This is a genomic window from Arthrobacter alpinus (genome assembly GCF_001445575.1).
GTDB classification, from domain to species: Bacteria; Actinomycetota; Actinomycetes; order Actinomycetales; family Micrococcaceae; genus Specibacter; species Specibacter alpinus_C.
On the sequence record NZ_CP013200.1, the window covers coordinates 4,134,415 to 4,148,004 of the forward strand.

Sequence of the window (13,590 nt, forward strand, 5' to 3'; positions counted from 1 at the left end):
ATATATTGCCTTACGACAAGGTTGAAGTTTCCATTGGCTGAAAGGTTGAAAACATTGACATTTTGCGGAAACCTGAACAATATGGGTTGATACGGAGAATATATTATGGCGTCTCGCAGGACCCACAGATCGCCCAAAGCACCATGAAGGAGATCGAGCAATGCCCGAACAATCACCCGCCACACCATCCGAGACCGGCCACGTTGTACAGGGCTGGACCGGAAGGCTATTTGAGGACTTCACCCCCGGCGACATCTACTACCACCCGTTTGGTAAGACAGTCACAGACGCCGACAACCAAACCTTCACCCTCATGACCCAAAACGTGGCTAAAACTCATATTGACCGGAATTTTGCCAAAGCAACTGAGTTCGGTCTGCCGTTAGTAAACTCCACTTTTACTTTGGCTCTAGTCACAGGACAGTCGACCATTGATCTCTCCATGAACGTATTCGCCAACATGGGCTGGGACATGGTGAGGATGCCGGCGCCTGTATTCGAAGGCGACACCATCTATTCCAGGTCCAAGGTCCTCTCCACGAGAAAATCAGAATCCCGCCCCAATCTTGGGCTGGTCACCGTCGCCACCGAGGGTTTCAATCAGGACAATAAGATTGTGATTTCATTCCGTCGCACATTCATGGTCTACAGGCAGGGCCACCTACCTGGCATCGATTTAGCACGCCCCGACGAGTCCAGCCTCCCTGACACCGGTGATGTTCAATGACGAGAACCCCGGAAATAAACGAACAAGTCGCAGCAGCGGTGAGTGCACTTTTCGTTCCCGCGGACCGACCCGAACGTTTCGCCAAAGCAGCAGCTGCCGGAGCGGGCATAGTCATCATCGATCTGGAAGACGCAGTCGCTTCGTCCGCTAAAGCCGACGCCTTGTCCATGGCTCTAGCGGGTATTGCACCAACTGACTCGAATCACACCACCGTGCGGGCCTTGATCCGAGTGAATCAGGTTGGCTCCCCCGAGCATGATGCCGAAGTTCGCGAACTTCTCGCTGCCGCCAAAATACCCGGTTCGGGCCTTCTCGGTTTCGTCGTACCAAAGGCCGAACAGCCTGCGGAAGTGCAGAGTTTACGTCAAAGAATGCCGCCGCACTTCGCGCTGATCCCTCTCATCGAGTCAGCCGAGGGCTTGGTGAATTCGTTGGAATTGGCAAGGGTTCCCGGTGTTACCCGGTTAGCCTTCGGCGCCATCGACTACGCCCTTGATATCAACTCCGGCAACGGTGACAGGTTCTTGGACCATGCACGCGCTCAACTAGTACTCGTTTCACGTGCGGCGGGAATAGCCGCCCCGCTCGATTCGCCGTCCACGGACATTAGTGACGGCGGGAAGGTACGGGACTCGGCTCTGCTTGCGCGAAACTTTGGCTTCGGCGGAAAACTTTGCATTCACCCCAACCAAGTGAATGTAGTCCACGAAGCCTTTAGGCCAACCCCCTCAGAGATTGAGTGGGCCACAGCTGTACTGGGCTCCTCACTTGGGGGCGCAAGCCAGCTCAAGGGGCAGATGATTGACAGGCCGGTCATTGCCAGGGCACAACGGATCATTCAGAACACCAACAAGGAGCAGCAATGAGCAAGCTACCCCTAGAGGGCCTCACCGTCATCTCACTTGAGCAGGCTGTCGCCGCCCCCTTCGCCACCCGCCAACTCGCGGATCTTGGCGCCCGGGTCATTAAAGTGGAACGAGACACCGGTGACTTTGCCCGTGGCTACGACACCAAAGTCAATGGCATGGCTAGCTACTTCGTATGGCTCAACAGATCCAAGGAAAGCATTGTGCTGGATCTGAAATCCGCAGCAGGTCTCGCCGTACTCCAAAAACTCGTTGCCTCCGCAGATGTGCTGGTGCAGAACCTTGCCCCCGGGGCCATCGAGCGATTGGGGTTGGGCGCCGATAAAGCGTTGGCAATGAATCCCCGTCTGATCCACGCCTCCATTTCCGGCTACGGCCGTGGCGGATCCTACGAAAAGAAGAAAGCCTACGACCTGCTGGTCCAATGTGAGGCCGGCCTGCTCAGTGTCACAGGCACTCGTGACGCGCCAGCCAAGGTGGGCGTCTCTATCGCAGATGTCTCAGCCGGCATGTACACCTATTCTGGTATCTTGACCGCACTCCTCCAACGGGCAACCACGGGACGTGGTGACGTCCTTGAAATCTCGATGCTCGAGTCCCTCGGTGAGTGGATGTCCCAGCCGTACTTCTATGCCGAGTACGGCGGATCGCCGCCCCCTCGCAGCGGCGCAGAACATGCCAGCATTGCACCTTACGGGCCATTCGAAGCCTCTGACGGCACGGTATTTCTCGGCATTCAGAACGAACGTGAATGGGCGAAATTCTGCGAGAGTGTGCTGTGCCGACCGGATCTGGCCGTCGACGCCCGGTTTGCAAACAATTCCCTGCGCACGGAACATCGTCAGGAACTGCACGAGTCCATAACGGCCATCTTGGGACAATTGCCGGTGTCCGAGGTGCTGGCACTCTTGGACGCCGCTGGAATAGCCAACGCCCAGCTACGCACGATGCAGGAGTTTTCAGCACACCCGCAGCTCGCTGCCCGGAATCGTTGGCGAGCTGTTGATTCGCCAGTTGGGTCGTTGAAGACCTTGCTGCCTCCAGTGACGTCTCGTGAGTTCGAGGTGCGGATGGATCCAGTACCAGAAACCGGGCAACACACGCAGAAAATATTGGCCGAATTTGGCTTCTCCGAACAATATCTAGCCGTGTCCGGAGGTACCATCTAGCAGTTCCCGACCCCCGTACTGCGGTGCAGCCGGCCACCCGTGGCAGCCGTGGTCGATGCGGTATGTTAGGTGGGTCGATTGAACAGAAAGAGCCAGCATATGAGCAGCAGGCAAGGCCCGCAACTGAGCGAGAAGGCTTCCGCCCACATTCGGGGTCTCATCATGTCGGGTGAGCTTCGCCCTGGCACGTCCGTTCGGCCGGAAGTCGTCGGCGAGGAACTGGGAATATCCACAACACCGGCACGCGAAGCATTGCAGGCTCTGCGAGTTGAGGGTTTCCTCGACCTAGTCCCCGGCCGAGGGTTCCAAGTCTCGCCGCTGACGGGACAAGACATTCGCGATATTTTTCGGGTCCAAGCGCTGATCGGCGGCGAACTCGCAGCTCGTGCTGCCGAAAAAGCTAGCGACCACGGTACGGATGAACTCGAGGCCCTGCATCACGAACTCATTGCCGCTGCGGCAAGGAAAGACCATGCGCTGTTGGAAGAGAAGAACCATGCCTTCCACCGCGAAATCAATTTGATGGCTGATTCTCGGAAAATCATCTGGGTTCTAGGAATCACAACACGGTATGTACCGCGGGAGTTCTACGCTTCAATTCCTGGCTGGCCCCAGGCCACAATGGAAGATCACGCCGAACTACTCCTCTGCATCAAGTCCCTGGATCCCGACGCGTCGCGGACAGCCATGCAAGAGCACATCATTCACGCGGGAGAGCTGCTTGCTACTCACTTCGATGCACGCGTTGCCGCCGCTCAAGATGGAAATCCCACCACAACAGCCGGCGTCTGAAGGTAGCGGCCATGACTTAAAGAACTAGGGAGGGTGAGGCACTAGTGCCGCACCCTCCCTAGTTCTTGCTGCCCTACTTAGTGATCAAATATGATCACTTGGCGCACAGCCAAACCGTCAGCCAGTTTATCGAGCGAATCATTGATCTCGGAGAAGTTGATGCGCTCCGATATCAGTTCCTCAACAGGAAGTTTTCCCTCACGCCACAATTGGGCATAGAACGGAATATCGCGGGACGGTACCGATGAGCCGAGGTAGGACCCAATGATTGTGCGTGCTTCTCCCGTCAGACCTAGCGGTGCAATGCTCGAACGCGCATCAGGCGATGGAAGCCCGACCGTAACCGTTGTGCCACCAACACCTGTCGCTGCGACAGCCGTCTCGAATGCCCGAGGGTGCCCAGCCGCTTCAATGACCACCGGCGCCTTGACACCATTTTTAGCCAGCTCTTCCGGCGTGTATACCTCACTCGCCCCGAGCTCCGTTGCCCTAATGAGCTTCTCGGGGTTGGCATCCACTCCGATGACCTTGCCCTTTCCCAGTGAGATAGCGGTGATCAATGCCGCCATGCCGACGCCGCCGAGCCCAACGATCATCACAGCGTCGCCGTCCCTCGGTTTCCCGGCATTGATAACTGCACCGCCGCCTGTGAGCACAGCGCAGCCGAGGACTGCAGCGATCTCAGGGGGTACGTCGTCACCGACGGCAACCACCGACGTGCGATTCAGGACCGCGTGAGTGGCGAACCCCGAGACGCCAACATGATGGAAGATGTCCTGCCCATCCCGGTGAAGCCGGTAGTTATCACCTACCAAATAGCCAGCGTTATTGGCAATCGAACCTGGGGTGCAGGGCAGCTTTCCATCAGTCAGACAGTTGTCACAGTCACCGCAGCGAGGCAGAAAGACTGTGGTGACTTGCTGGCCAATTTCGAGATCAGTGACGTTTTCACCCAGCCTTTCCACGATGCCCGAGGCCTCATGACCCAACAACATGGGAGTGGGTCGCACTCGGTTTCCATCGACAACAGATAGATCGGAGTGGCACAGGCCTGCAGCACGGATCCGGATCAACACTTCGTCGGGGCCAGGCTCGTCCAACTCAAGTTCCACAATTTTGAGGGGTTTTGACTCCGCATACGGGCGGGGCAACCCAATTTCTTCAAGAACAGCTCCGGTGATCTTCATGAATGCTCCCTAATATTTCTGTTGACTTCATGTGGTTTCTTGCGGCGGCTGCAGGCGAACCTGTGCCGTCTGGTCGTCGATCCGGTGTGAGCCGGCAAACGCCCTAAGGAGAAAGCTATTGAGCTAGCGCCTGATACGGGCCAGCGCCCTACCCGCTTAGTTCGCACGTATTACGTCAAGGACGCTTTGACTGTCAGTGTCGAGTCGTTTCTTGCAACGAATATTTTGTAATATTCCCAGAATCTATCAGGAGAAACTGACTCATGTAACCCCCGTTGACCAACCGAATATATTCGACTAGCGTGACGGGTGTCACTGAATTAATCGATCTAGAGCCACCTACCGCCCTCTTCACGGGCGGGAAGTCAATCAAAAGGAGATTGCAACATGGTTGATGAGATTAAGCTTCATATTTTGGAATCAGGCACCATGGAAGCCGACCTTTCATGGCTACTACTCAAGCCAGGACGCGTCATTAAGGACCGGGATCACCGTCACGAAGAACGCGCTTGGGGACAAGTCCCCACCCACGCCGTTCTCATCGAGCATCCCGAAGGCCGCATCCTCTGGGACACCGGCGTTCCGCGGAATTGGGAACAGCATTGGGGCCCAACAGGTTTCGACAAATTCTTCCCTGTCCTCGATGATCCCGCAGGCAACACCGGGTATCTCGATGCAAGCCTCGCCCAGCTTGAGCTCACCCCCAGTGACATCGACATCTTGGTTCTTTCGCACCTCCACTTCGACCACGCGGCGAACGCCCGCATGTTTGACAACGGAAAGACTCGCATCCTGACGAGTCAGGCGGAGCTCGACGGCGTTGCCTCCATCGAGAGCTACAGCCAAGGTGCCCACATCCCTGATGACTTTTTGGGGCTGGACATTGGCGGCATCAAAGGGGACGAAGAAATTGCACCTGGGGTCAGCGTCATTCAGACGCCAGGTCACACGTGGGGCACTATGTCCTTGCAAGTAGATCTCAAAAACGATGGAACGAAGCTCTTCACCTCCGATGCCGTATACCTTGCCGATTCGTGGGGCCCGCCAGCAGTGGGTGCCGCGATTGTCTGGAACAACCTGGCGTGGCTGGAATCAGTTGAGAAACTTCGCAGGATTGCTCAGAAGACTAACGCGGAAGTGATCTTCGGCCATGACGAGGAACAGAAGAAGCAGCTCACGTTCGCACCGGACGGCTTCTACTCATGATCCTTTACGATTTCCGTTGCTCCAGCGGACACCGCTTTGAGGCCGGGGTGGAATCAATGAGCGCAGCGAACCCGCATTGCCCCGGATGCGGCTCTGAGACAAACCGGGTGCCCAGCCGGATGAACATCGGCGGCGCAGCTGATGCCGGACCCAGCAGAGCGGAAATGCCGCACAGTTGGGAAGGTATCGGCCGAGGCCATCCTGATGCAGTCTCGCACTGGAGGAAAAAGATCGAGCGACGCGAAAGGCTCGAAGAGAAGTATGTTGAGCTTGCTGGCGATAGGCGCCCGATCCTCGCCCACGAAGGTATTTTCTCTGGGAGACCGCTCCGTGCCGGTGATGATATCGGTGCGTCTGTGGCTGCCGCGACGGCCGCCAGCCAGTCCTCCTCCCCCACGACTGCCAAGGAGAACAAATGACAACCACAACAGTAGAGACTCTCGTCGGGACAGCCATTACCTTGGCTGATGTCGACACTATCGAGGCTCGAAGCTATGAGATGCCAAGCCCGGTTGCGGGTGGGCTCGTCGTTAAAATGATTCGCGCTAATGTGTGTGGCTCTGACGTCCACATCCTCCACGGAAATCATCCGCTTGTTCGTCCCGGCTGCGTTATGGGGCATGAAGGCATCGGCCGCGTCGCCGCGCTGGGGGAAGGCGTCAGCACGGATTTCTCGGGCCAGCCGCTTAGCGTCGGTGACAGGGTCGTTGCCACCTACTTCCAGGCGTGCCGTCGCTGTCCTGAATGCAATAACGGGCACGGCAATATTTGCCGCAACGCCTACACCGGCTGGTCGACGCCTTCTGATGTGGCTCCGCACTTCTTCGGAACGTTCGGCACTTATTACGCGGTAGGGCCAAACCAAGCCGTGTACAAGGTCCCCGACGAAGTCTCCTCAAAGGCAGCTTCCTCAGCCAACTGTGCTTTGTCACAGGTGTACTACGGCTGTCTCCTGGGCGAAGTCTCTTACGGTGACAAGGTTGTCATTTTTGGAGCCGGTGGCTTGGGTGTCTGTGCCTCGGCTGTTGCATCAACGCTCGGAGCTGAGGTCTTCGTTGCCGAGATGGCCCCGTCGCGTTTGGATAAGGTAAAGGAATTCGGAGCCAAGCACACGATTGATCTCTCACAAGCAGCTGACGGCAATGGACGTGTGCAAATGATCAAGGACGCTACCGGAGGTGGGGCCGACGTCGTCATTGATCTCACTGGCGTACCCTCCGCGTTCTCAGAATCAGTTCGTTCTGCCCGAGCCGGCGGCATCGTCGTGGAAATCGGTAACATCTCACCGAACAAGTTCACCGACTTTGACCCCGGGCTGTTCACCCGAACCGGTGTTCAGATCCGTGCCGCTATCCGGTACCCCCTAGAGGTTCTGGGTAAAGCCGTTCAATTTATTGCCGATACACCTCACTTCCCTTGGGAATCACTAGTCGACGCCGACTACACCTTGGATCAGGTGGCCGAAGCTGTTGCCGCAGCAGAATCTCGGCAAGTAACCCGAGCCGGCATCGTCATCGGAGACTAAACCGCTAATGTCAGGGCGGCATCGCCGCCCTGACATTCTTTGCCCTCCCCACAACCTTGGAGAATCATGCTTGACACGACAAATTCACCATCCACAGCACTGACTGTGGCAACCACAGCTTTCATTGACGGTCAGCACATAGCCGCAAAAAACACCTACCAGAACATCGATCCAGCGTCGGGAGCCGTCCTCGGAGACGTATCTCGTTGCGACGCGGACGACGTCGACAAGGCCGTGGCTTCCGCCCGTGCCGCACAGGCAGGCTGGGCGGCAACCAAACCCGAAGTCCGCGCAGATTTACTGCAGGCGTTAGCCGCGTTGATCCTTGCCAACGCCGACGAGCTAACCCAACTCGAATCCGAAGATACGGGCAAACCACTCACTCAGGCACGCACTGATGCCACCGTTCTGGCCAGATACTTCACCTTCTATGCCCGGGCCATTGACTCTTACTATGGACTGGCCCTTCCCGTAGACGAGAACTTCCATGTGTACACCCGCCGCGAACCTCTCGGTGTTTGCGGATCGGTCATTGCCTGGAACTACCCCATGCAGCTGTTTGGTCGGGCTGTCGCACCGGCACTCGCCACGGGCAACACAGTCGTGATCAAGCCTGCGGATGAAACACCGCGTACTGCAGTCCGAATCGCCGAACTCGCTATCGAAGCCGGAATCCCGGCTGGCGTACTGAACATTGTTACCGGCATCGGTATCGAGGCCGGCGCGGCACTCGCCGCACACCCGGGAATCAACCATATTGGTTTTGTGGGCTCGACGGCGGTTGGTACCTCAATTGCTGAAGCCGCGGCTCAAAACGTTATCCCGGCAGTGCTAGAACTTGGCGGAAAGAGCCCGCACATCGTCTTCCCAGATGCAGATCTGGACCAGGCTGCGTCCTTCATTACCAAAGGGATCTTGCAAAACGCTGGCCAAACATGTTCGGCAGGTTCCCGTCTCCTTGTTCACGTCGATGTAGAAGAGGAACTACTTGCAAAATTGAAGACGAACTTCGAAGCTGTGACGATTGGTCCGGGCTCCGACGATCTTGATCTGGGCCCGCTGGTCTCGCGCAAACAACAAAAGCGTGTCAATGACTTCGTGCAGGGAGCGAACGGAACGATTATTACCGGCGGAAATATTCCAACGTCGTTTGAAACAGGAGCGTTCTTTGAACCCACCATCATCGCCGGCGTCGACGCCACCTCAGATATTGCTCAGAACGAGGTTTTCGGGCCTGTTCTGGTGGCAATGACTTTTCAAGACGAGGATGAGGCCGTGGCCTTGGCCAACGGGACCGACTATGCGCTCATGGCCGCGGTCTGGACAAAGGACGTTTCACGGGCTCACCGACTCGCCCGACGTGTGCAAGCCGGACAGGTCTATGTGAACGCTTATGGGGCCGGTGGAGGCGTGGAGTACCCATTCGGTGGATTCAAGAAGTCCGGCTATGGACGTGAAAAGGGCCTTGAATCACTGGATGCCTACACGGCCACAAAGACAGTCATTGTGAAACTGTGACCATAGACCGCTGCGGGGCTTCCCTCATGCCGGGGGTGAAGGTAGCCCTGCAGCGGCTTTCTGGAAACATTTAATCCTCGTTTACCTGCACCTTGATGCCGCTCATCGGCGGTGACGCCCCACGTTCCTCTAATCCGGTCCATCACAGCGGATGCGCTGCTGATGAGGAAAGGACTCTCATGTCCCTCGCGCAAAAATACGCACTTCATGCACTGGCACCGTTGTCGCTTTCACCTGAGCGCAGCGACTGGATGCGAGCGCTTCTCTACGATTTCCTCGCCATCACTCTCGGTGGGGGCGAACGGGAATCTGCGCGCTCTGCCAGACTCGCCTACACACCACTGCATTCATCCGATGGCCCGGCCTCGGTGATCGGCTATGACCTCAAGCTGGGAGTCGAGGATGCGGCGCTCGTCAACGGCATCACCGCCCATGGACTTGAGCTTGACGACACCTTCGAAGAGGCGTCGCTTCACCCCGGTGTGGTGATCTTTCCTGCGCTTCTAGCCGTCGCCGAGGAACAGGGAACCGATCTGGGTGAACTCTTGGACGCGGCCGCCGTCGGGTACGACATCATGTGCCATGTGGGGGTAGTCCTGGGGGCGGCGGAAAGCTACGGTCGCGGTTTTCACCCCACCGGCGTTGCCGGTGCCATTGGCGCAAGTGCCGCTGTGGCGCGGCTTCGGGGGCTGACGATGGAACAGACCGTCAATGCCATCGGTGTTGCCTCGAACCTGGCGGCAGGCTCCCTCGAATTCCTCTCAGACGGGGCATGGACCAAGCGTTTGAACGCTGGCCACGCGGCGGCTGTGGGTGTCCGTGCGGTACGGCTGGCCGGGGCAGGGTTCATCGCCCCGGAATCTGCCCTTGAAGGACGCGATGGATTCCTCACCAACTACGGTCAAGGATTCATGCCAGAACGTGACGTCCCTCTCGACGCTGGCGGTTACGCCTGGCGTACGAGTATCAAGCTCTACCCGTGCTGTCGCTACATGCACGGCAACCTTGATCTACTGCTTGATGTGGCCAAGCAAAGGCCGGGGCTCACCGCTGCCGATATTACCGACGTCGAACTCGCTGTCATTGAGGCCGGGGCCCGTCTTGTCAGCGTTCCTGCCGCAGCGAAACTTCACGTTAATTCGGCCGTCGACGCGCAGTTCAACATGTTCTTCGGCGCCGCGCTCGCCCTCACTACGGGGACCGCAACGGTAGAGCAGTTCGATCTCGCAGCCGAGCTTGCCCCGGACCTCCTGCCCCTGATGCAGAAGGTGCGGTGTGTTACGTCCCCAACAGTTGAAGATGCTTTCCCCGCCGCCTGGACAGCGGAAGCCCAGATCAAACTGACGGACGGCACGGTACTGATTTCAAGGACAGATGCATACCGTGGATCACCTGGGGCTCGCGCTACCAAGGAAGATCTTTTGGCCAAAGCGGCTGGACTTGTTGGCTCTGAAAAGGCAGAAAGGCTTCTCGGTATCTATGACCGCCCGAGGACAGAATCCACACGCTCCGTTCTCGGCGAGCTCGCCTCCCCCGTGTTGGAATCTCGCTGAGGCCGAGGGACCCTATCTACTGCTGAACTTGGCGTCTACCAAACGGCCTTCACGAGGAGTGTGAGGGCCGTCAGACGCTCGACGCCGGAGAGAAAGCCGCGTGAATCAAATGGATCAGGTGCAGGGCACGGCTCAGGAGGCCCAAAAATTGGGTGACGTGTCCCATAATCAAGGAGTTGCATGCGTTGGGTGGGGCATGTGGCTAAGTGACTGGGCAGATGTCCAGGCTCACAGGCAAGCCGGGATATGCCGACTTGCCTACCCCCGGGACCATAGCGATCACCGGGGTTACCTAACAGCGGAGGTCTCAGCTATGTCACGGACGGTATTGGCGCTTCTTCACACGAAGAAAAAATCATTTCCCCCCACACGGAGCGCATTCTCCAGGAGGGGAAAACACCTTGCGCTCTTCGTGGCGGTGAGCATGTGCATGTTGGCAGGAGCAGTCCCATCCCACGCTGACAACACGTCAGCGGCAGCGGAGGATCCAGGTCCCGCCGGCAGTTTTGCGTGGAAGGGTTTCAACTGGCAGAAGCGATTCTGGGGCGGGGCTCCGCAATACAACCAGAGTTTTGATCCGGCAAATGTCAGCAACCCTGACGCCAACGGCTACGTAACCTTGAAGATTTCCAACCCGAGCGGATCGGCACCGGCGGGAGCTGAACTTCAGTCCACGCGCCAGGGTTTCGGCTACGGAACGTACAGCACCACCGTGGAGAAGAACATCAACCTGCTCCAGAAAGAAGTGGTCTGGGGTTGCCTCTTCCCCTATGACCCCGAGGCGGCGCCAGGTTTCAACGAGATCGATTTGTGTGAAGCCTCTGCTTGGGGAGGAGGAGGTAGCTATGGTGAATCCTGGCCTGTTACCCAAGGCCATGGTTATTGGTTTGATGCCAGCAAACCGGCCGGCGAAGGAAACAGCACCATCACCTTTGATGTGACCAACGATCTCATCCTGACCCATAAGTTGATCTGGGAGCCGGGCAAATTGACCTTCGAAACATATGCCGGTGAAGGTTACTCCGGTGCCTTGCTCAAGAGGACAGTCATGCAGGGGGCTACTGTCCCCGTGCCAGCCAAGGAAGCCATCCACTTCAACCTTTGGGTCACAGGGGGCGGTGGTGGCGACCCGGCGCACGTGGTGCCGGAAACCGTCGTCGTGCGTGATTTCTCCTTTACGCCGAGAGTTGTTCCGCCTCTGACGCTCACAGCGCCCACACCGACCATTAGTGGCACCTTGCGGACCGGCTACACCTTGACGGCGAATACCGGAACCTGGACCGCGGGAACAACTCTGCAGTACCAGTGGTACCGCTCGGGAACAGCCATCCCGGGAGCCACAGCCAAAACGTACAAGCTGGTTCAGGCTGATAAGGACGACACCATCAAGGTGCGGGTCACTGGTTCTAAAGCTGGTTACACCACGGTCGCCAAGTACTCAGCCGCCACGGCACCCATAGGCTAGCCGGTTGATGCTGCCGGGAACCGTGGCGGAGCGTCAACGGTTCCCGGCAGCATCGAAGCCAAGGGATTATGGCTATGACTTTTGGGCGCGCACCGGAACGATGCGCTTTATTGCCATGCCGAGTGCCAGCATCGCGAAGGCTGCAAGCGCGAACCAAAACAGTTGGCCTGCGCCGGTCATGGCGAGAGCGGCCGATCCTGCTCCTGCTGCCATGGGTGCTGTGGGGTTGTTGTACATGATGATTACCAGACTTTCTTCTTGTTGAAAATTGCATCCATGTAGGCCTTGGCGTGAACCACCTGCAGGAAGAGATCAATGATTGTTTCGTACATGGTGGCCGCCAGCAGCATGTATTTCCAGCCTCTCAGCCGCACTGTCACGATCCGTTCGATCACGAAGACGCCTGTCACAGCCATCCAGAAGGCGTGCACATGCAGGCCCTGACCCGATCCAAGGGCGACGGCGATCGAGGAGAAATACGCCATGGTCACCAGAACGCCAATCATTGAGAGCACTTGGCGGCCCCAGTAGGGACGGGTAATCTTGGTCCAGCCGTACTGCACGCAGTTCTCTACCGCTCCCCTCTTCCAGCGGAGCCGCTGCGCCCACAGCTCGCGCCAAGTGGGCATGACCTCGGTGACCAAAGTGCAATCGGCGGGTGAGGCAATGCTGTAGCCCAAGGTGAGTAGCGCGAAGGACAGCTCGTTGTCTTCGGTGAGAACCGAGGTGTCATAGATGCCGCCGTGGCCGTTTCCAGCCGGCAGCAGCCCCATGATCCTGGCGGTGGAGACCCCCTGCAGGGTGCGTACTCGAAACAGTGCAGCCGTGCCTGTGACAACAAGGCATTTCCCGTGGAGCCGCTTCACATCCCTGGCGTACCGGGCGTACTCATTGCGTTGCAGGTGACCAACGAACCCGCCACCGGGACCGCCGCGAAAAACACCGCCGACAGCGCCGAGGTTGTCATTGGCGCTCAGGTGCCGCACGGCGTTCTCGATAAAGTCCGGCGACAACTGGGAATCGGCATCCTGCACCAGAATCAGATCATCCGGATCGGCATCCGCAAGGATCCCGTTCAGCGCGAAGTTCAGCGCACCGGCTTTCTTGTCAGTGTTTCCTACGGTGCTGATGACCTCGGCACCGAAATCTGCAGCGAGCTGCTCTGTGGCATCCGTGCAGTTATCCGCAATGACAATCACACGGTCCGGACGGCGCGTCTGCAGTTCCAGCGATTCGAGGGTTTCGATGATCGCGTCGGCTTCATTGTGGGCGGGGACCAGAACTGTCACACCGCCGCCACCGGCACGATGGGCACCCTGGCGGATGTCCGCAGTCATCTTCTGCAAAGCGCTGGGGAGTTTCCCTGCATCAATCATCTTCTGGTGTTGCATCAGATTCCTCCCCGTGGGCTTGTTTCGCTGTCATTTATTACTTTGACAGCGGCAACTTAACCAACAGACAAGAAACCGTCAGGATTGAAACAGAACTACCGCAGGACTGTCGCAGGGAATGCTCAAGACAGCACACCAGTGCGGGGATGCTGCATGAAATCGCGTCCAGCTCGTGGCCTTAAACGACGAAT

At 57.8% G+C, this 13,590-nt stretch carries 13 protein-coding genes; 10 read left to right on the plus strand and 3 right to left on the minus strand.

The genetic code is table 11. The features are described 5' to 3' along the window. The first annotated feature begins 160 nt into the window (after positions 1 to 160). From AS189_RS18375 to AS189_RS18390, 4 genes are all read left to right on the plus strand, one after another. The gene (locus tag AS189_RS18375; RefSeq protein WP_062292265.1) at positions 161 to 727 is read left to right on the plus strand and encodes a MaoC family dehydratase; all 567 of its coding nucleotides are present in this window, start codon (positions 161 to 163) and stop codon (positions 725 to 727) included. Positions 728 to 765: 38 nt separating this feature from the next. Then, positions 766 to 1,593, plus strand: a complete 828-nt coding sequence (locus tag AS189_RS18380; RefSeq protein ID WP_237759921.1) for an HpcH/HpaI aldolase/citrate lyase family protein — start codon at positions 766 to 768, stop codon at positions 1,591 to 1,593. Then, positions 1,590 to 2,762: a CaiB/BaiF CoA transferase family protein gene (locus AS189_RS18385; RefSeq protein WP_062292270.1), complete on the plus strand. Its 1,173-nt coding sequence runs from the start codon at positions 1,590 to 1,592 to the stop codon at positions 2,760 to 2,762. Before AS189_RS18380 ends, AS189_RS18385 begins: the two co-directional genes overlap by 4 nt. Positions 2,763 to 2,861: 99 nt before the next feature. Then, the gene (locus tag AS189_RS18390; protein ID WP_062292273.1) at positions 2,862 to 3,554 is read left to right on the plus strand and encodes a GntR family transcriptional regulator; all 693 of its coding nucleotides are present in this window, start codon (positions 2,862 to 2,864) and stop codon (positions 3,552 to 3,554) included. A gap of 77 nt (positions 3,555 to 3,631) precedes the next feature. Here the strand turns inward: AS189_RS18390 and AS189_RS18395 are convergent, their stop codons facing one another. Continuing rightward, positions 3,632 to 4,741: an alcohol dehydrogenase catalytic domain-containing protein gene (locus AS189_RS18395; protein WP_062292278.1), complete on the minus strand. Its 1,110-nt coding sequence runs from the start codon at positions 4,739 to 4,741 to the stop codon at positions 3,632 to 3,634. Between the two features lie 387 nt (positions 4,742 to 5,128). Here AS189_RS18395 and AS189_RS18400 point away from each other — a divergent pair, with 387 nt between their 5' ends. The 6 genes from AS189_RS18400 to AS189_RS18425 all read left to right on the plus strand — a co-directional run bounded on the left by AS189_RS18400 (position 5,129) and on the right by AS189_RS18425 (position 12,008). Further along, on the plus strand, positions 5,129 to 5,947 hold the full coding sequence (locus AS189_RS18400) for an N-acyl homoserine lactonase family protein (protein ID WP_062292281.1): 819 nt from the start codon (positions 5,129 to 5,131) through the stop codon (positions 5,945 to 5,947). Positions 5,948 to 6,003: 56 nt separating this feature from the next. Next, on the plus strand, positions 6,004 to 6,366 hold the full coding sequence (locus AS189_RS18405) for a zinc ribbon domain-containing protein (RefSeq protein WP_337589185.1): 363 nt from the start codon (positions 6,004 to 6,006) through the stop codon (positions 6,364 to 6,366). Further along, positions 6,363 to 7,472, plus strand: coding sequence for a zinc-binding dehydrogenase (locus AS189_RS18410; RefSeq protein ID WP_082634434.1), 1,110 nt, complete (start codon positions 6,363 to 6,365; stop codon positions 7,470 to 7,472). The genes AS189_RS18405 and AS189_RS18410 overlap by 4 nt, the downstream gene beginning before the upstream one ends. Before the next feature lie 66 nt (positions 7,473 to 7,538). After that, positions 7,539 to 8,990 (plus strand): aldehyde dehydrogenase family protein, encoded by a 1,452-nt coding sequence (locus AS189_RS18415; RefSeq protein ID WP_062292289.1) that lies wholly within the window; start codon positions 7,539 to 7,541, stop codon positions 8,988 to 8,990. A 179-nt stretch (positions 8,991 to 9,169) separates the two neighbouring features. Beyond that, entirely contained in the window at positions 9,170 to 10,543 is a 1,374-nt protein-coding gene (locus tag AS189_RS18420; RefSeq protein WP_062292293.1) for an MmgE/PrpD family protein, read from the plus strand. Between the two features lie 424 nt (positions 10,544 to 10,967). Further along, on the plus strand, positions 10,968 to 12,008 hold the full coding sequence (locus AS189_RS18425) for a hypothetical protein (RefSeq protein ID WP_237759922.1): 1,041 nt from the start codon (positions 10,968 to 10,970) through the stop codon (positions 12,006 to 12,008). 72 nt (positions 12,009 to 12,080) lie between these two features. Here the strand turns inward: AS189_RS18425 and AS189_RS20425 are convergent, their stop codons facing one another. Together AS189_RS20425 and AS189_RS18430 are read right to left on the minus strand one after the other, a co-directional pair. Continuing rightward, positions 12,081 to 12,245: a hypothetical protein gene (locus AS189_RS20425; protein WP_181035993.1), complete on the minus strand. Its 165-nt coding sequence runs from the start codon at positions 12,243 to 12,245 to the stop codon at positions 12,081 to 12,083. A 5-nt stretch (positions 12,246 to 12,250) separates the two neighbouring features. Further along, a complete protein-coding gene (locus AS189_RS18430) occupies positions 12,251 to 13,399 on the minus strand; it encodes a glycosyltransferase (protein ID WP_237759923.1) in 1,149 nt (382 codons plus the stop codon). Between the last annotated feature and the right edge of the window lie 191 nt (positions 13,400 to 13,590).

Bases quoted from the DNA above. Each gene is read 5' to 3' on its own strand.
- AS189_RS18375 (WP_062292265.1), top strand. From the start codon at position 161: ATGCCCGAACAATCACCCGCCACACCATCCGAGACCGGCCACGTTGTA.
- AS189_RS18385 (WP_062292270.1), top strand. From the start codon at position 1,590: ATGAGCAAGCTACCCCTAGAGGGCCTCACCGTCATCTCACTTGAGCAG.
- AS189_RS18390 (WP_062292273.1), top strand. From the start codon at position 2,862: ATGAGCAGCAGGCAAGGCCCGCAACTGAGCGAGAAGGCTTCCGCCCAC.
- AS189_RS18395 (WP_062292278.1), bottom strand. From the start codon at position 4,741: ATGAAGATCACCGGAGCTGTTCTTGAAGAAATTGGGTTGCCCCGCCCG.
- AS189_RS18400 (WP_062292281.1), top strand. From the start codon at position 5,129: ATGGTTGATGAGATTAAGCTTCATATTTTGGAATCAGGCACCATGGAA.
- AS189_RS18405 (WP_337589185.1), top strand. From the start codon at position 6,004: ATGAGCGCAGCGAACCCGCATTGCCCCGGATGCGGCTCTGAGACAAAC.
- AS189_RS18410 (WP_082634434.1), top strand. From the start codon at position 6,363: ATGACAACCACAACAGTAGAGACTCTCGTCGGGACAGCCATTACCTTG.
- AS189_RS18415 (WP_062292289.1), top strand. From the start codon at position 7,539: ATGCTTGACACGACAAATTCACCATCCACAGCACTGACTGTGGCAACC.
- AS189_RS18420 (WP_062292293.1), top strand. From the start codon at position 9,170: ATGTCCCTCGCGCAAAAATACGCACTTCATGCACTGGCACCGTTGTCG.
- AS189_RS18425 (WP_237759922.1), top strand. From the start codon at position 10,968: ATGTGCATGTTGGCAGGAGCAGTCCCATCCCACGCTGACAACACGTCA.
- AS189_RS20425 (WP_181035993.1), bottom strand. From the start codon at position 12,245: ATGTACAACAACCCCACAGCACCCATGGCAGCAGGAGCAGGATCGGCC.
- AS189_RS18430 (WP_237759923.1), bottom strand. From the start codon at position 13,399: ATGCAACACCAGAAGATGATTGATGCAGGGAAACTCCCCAGCGCTTTG.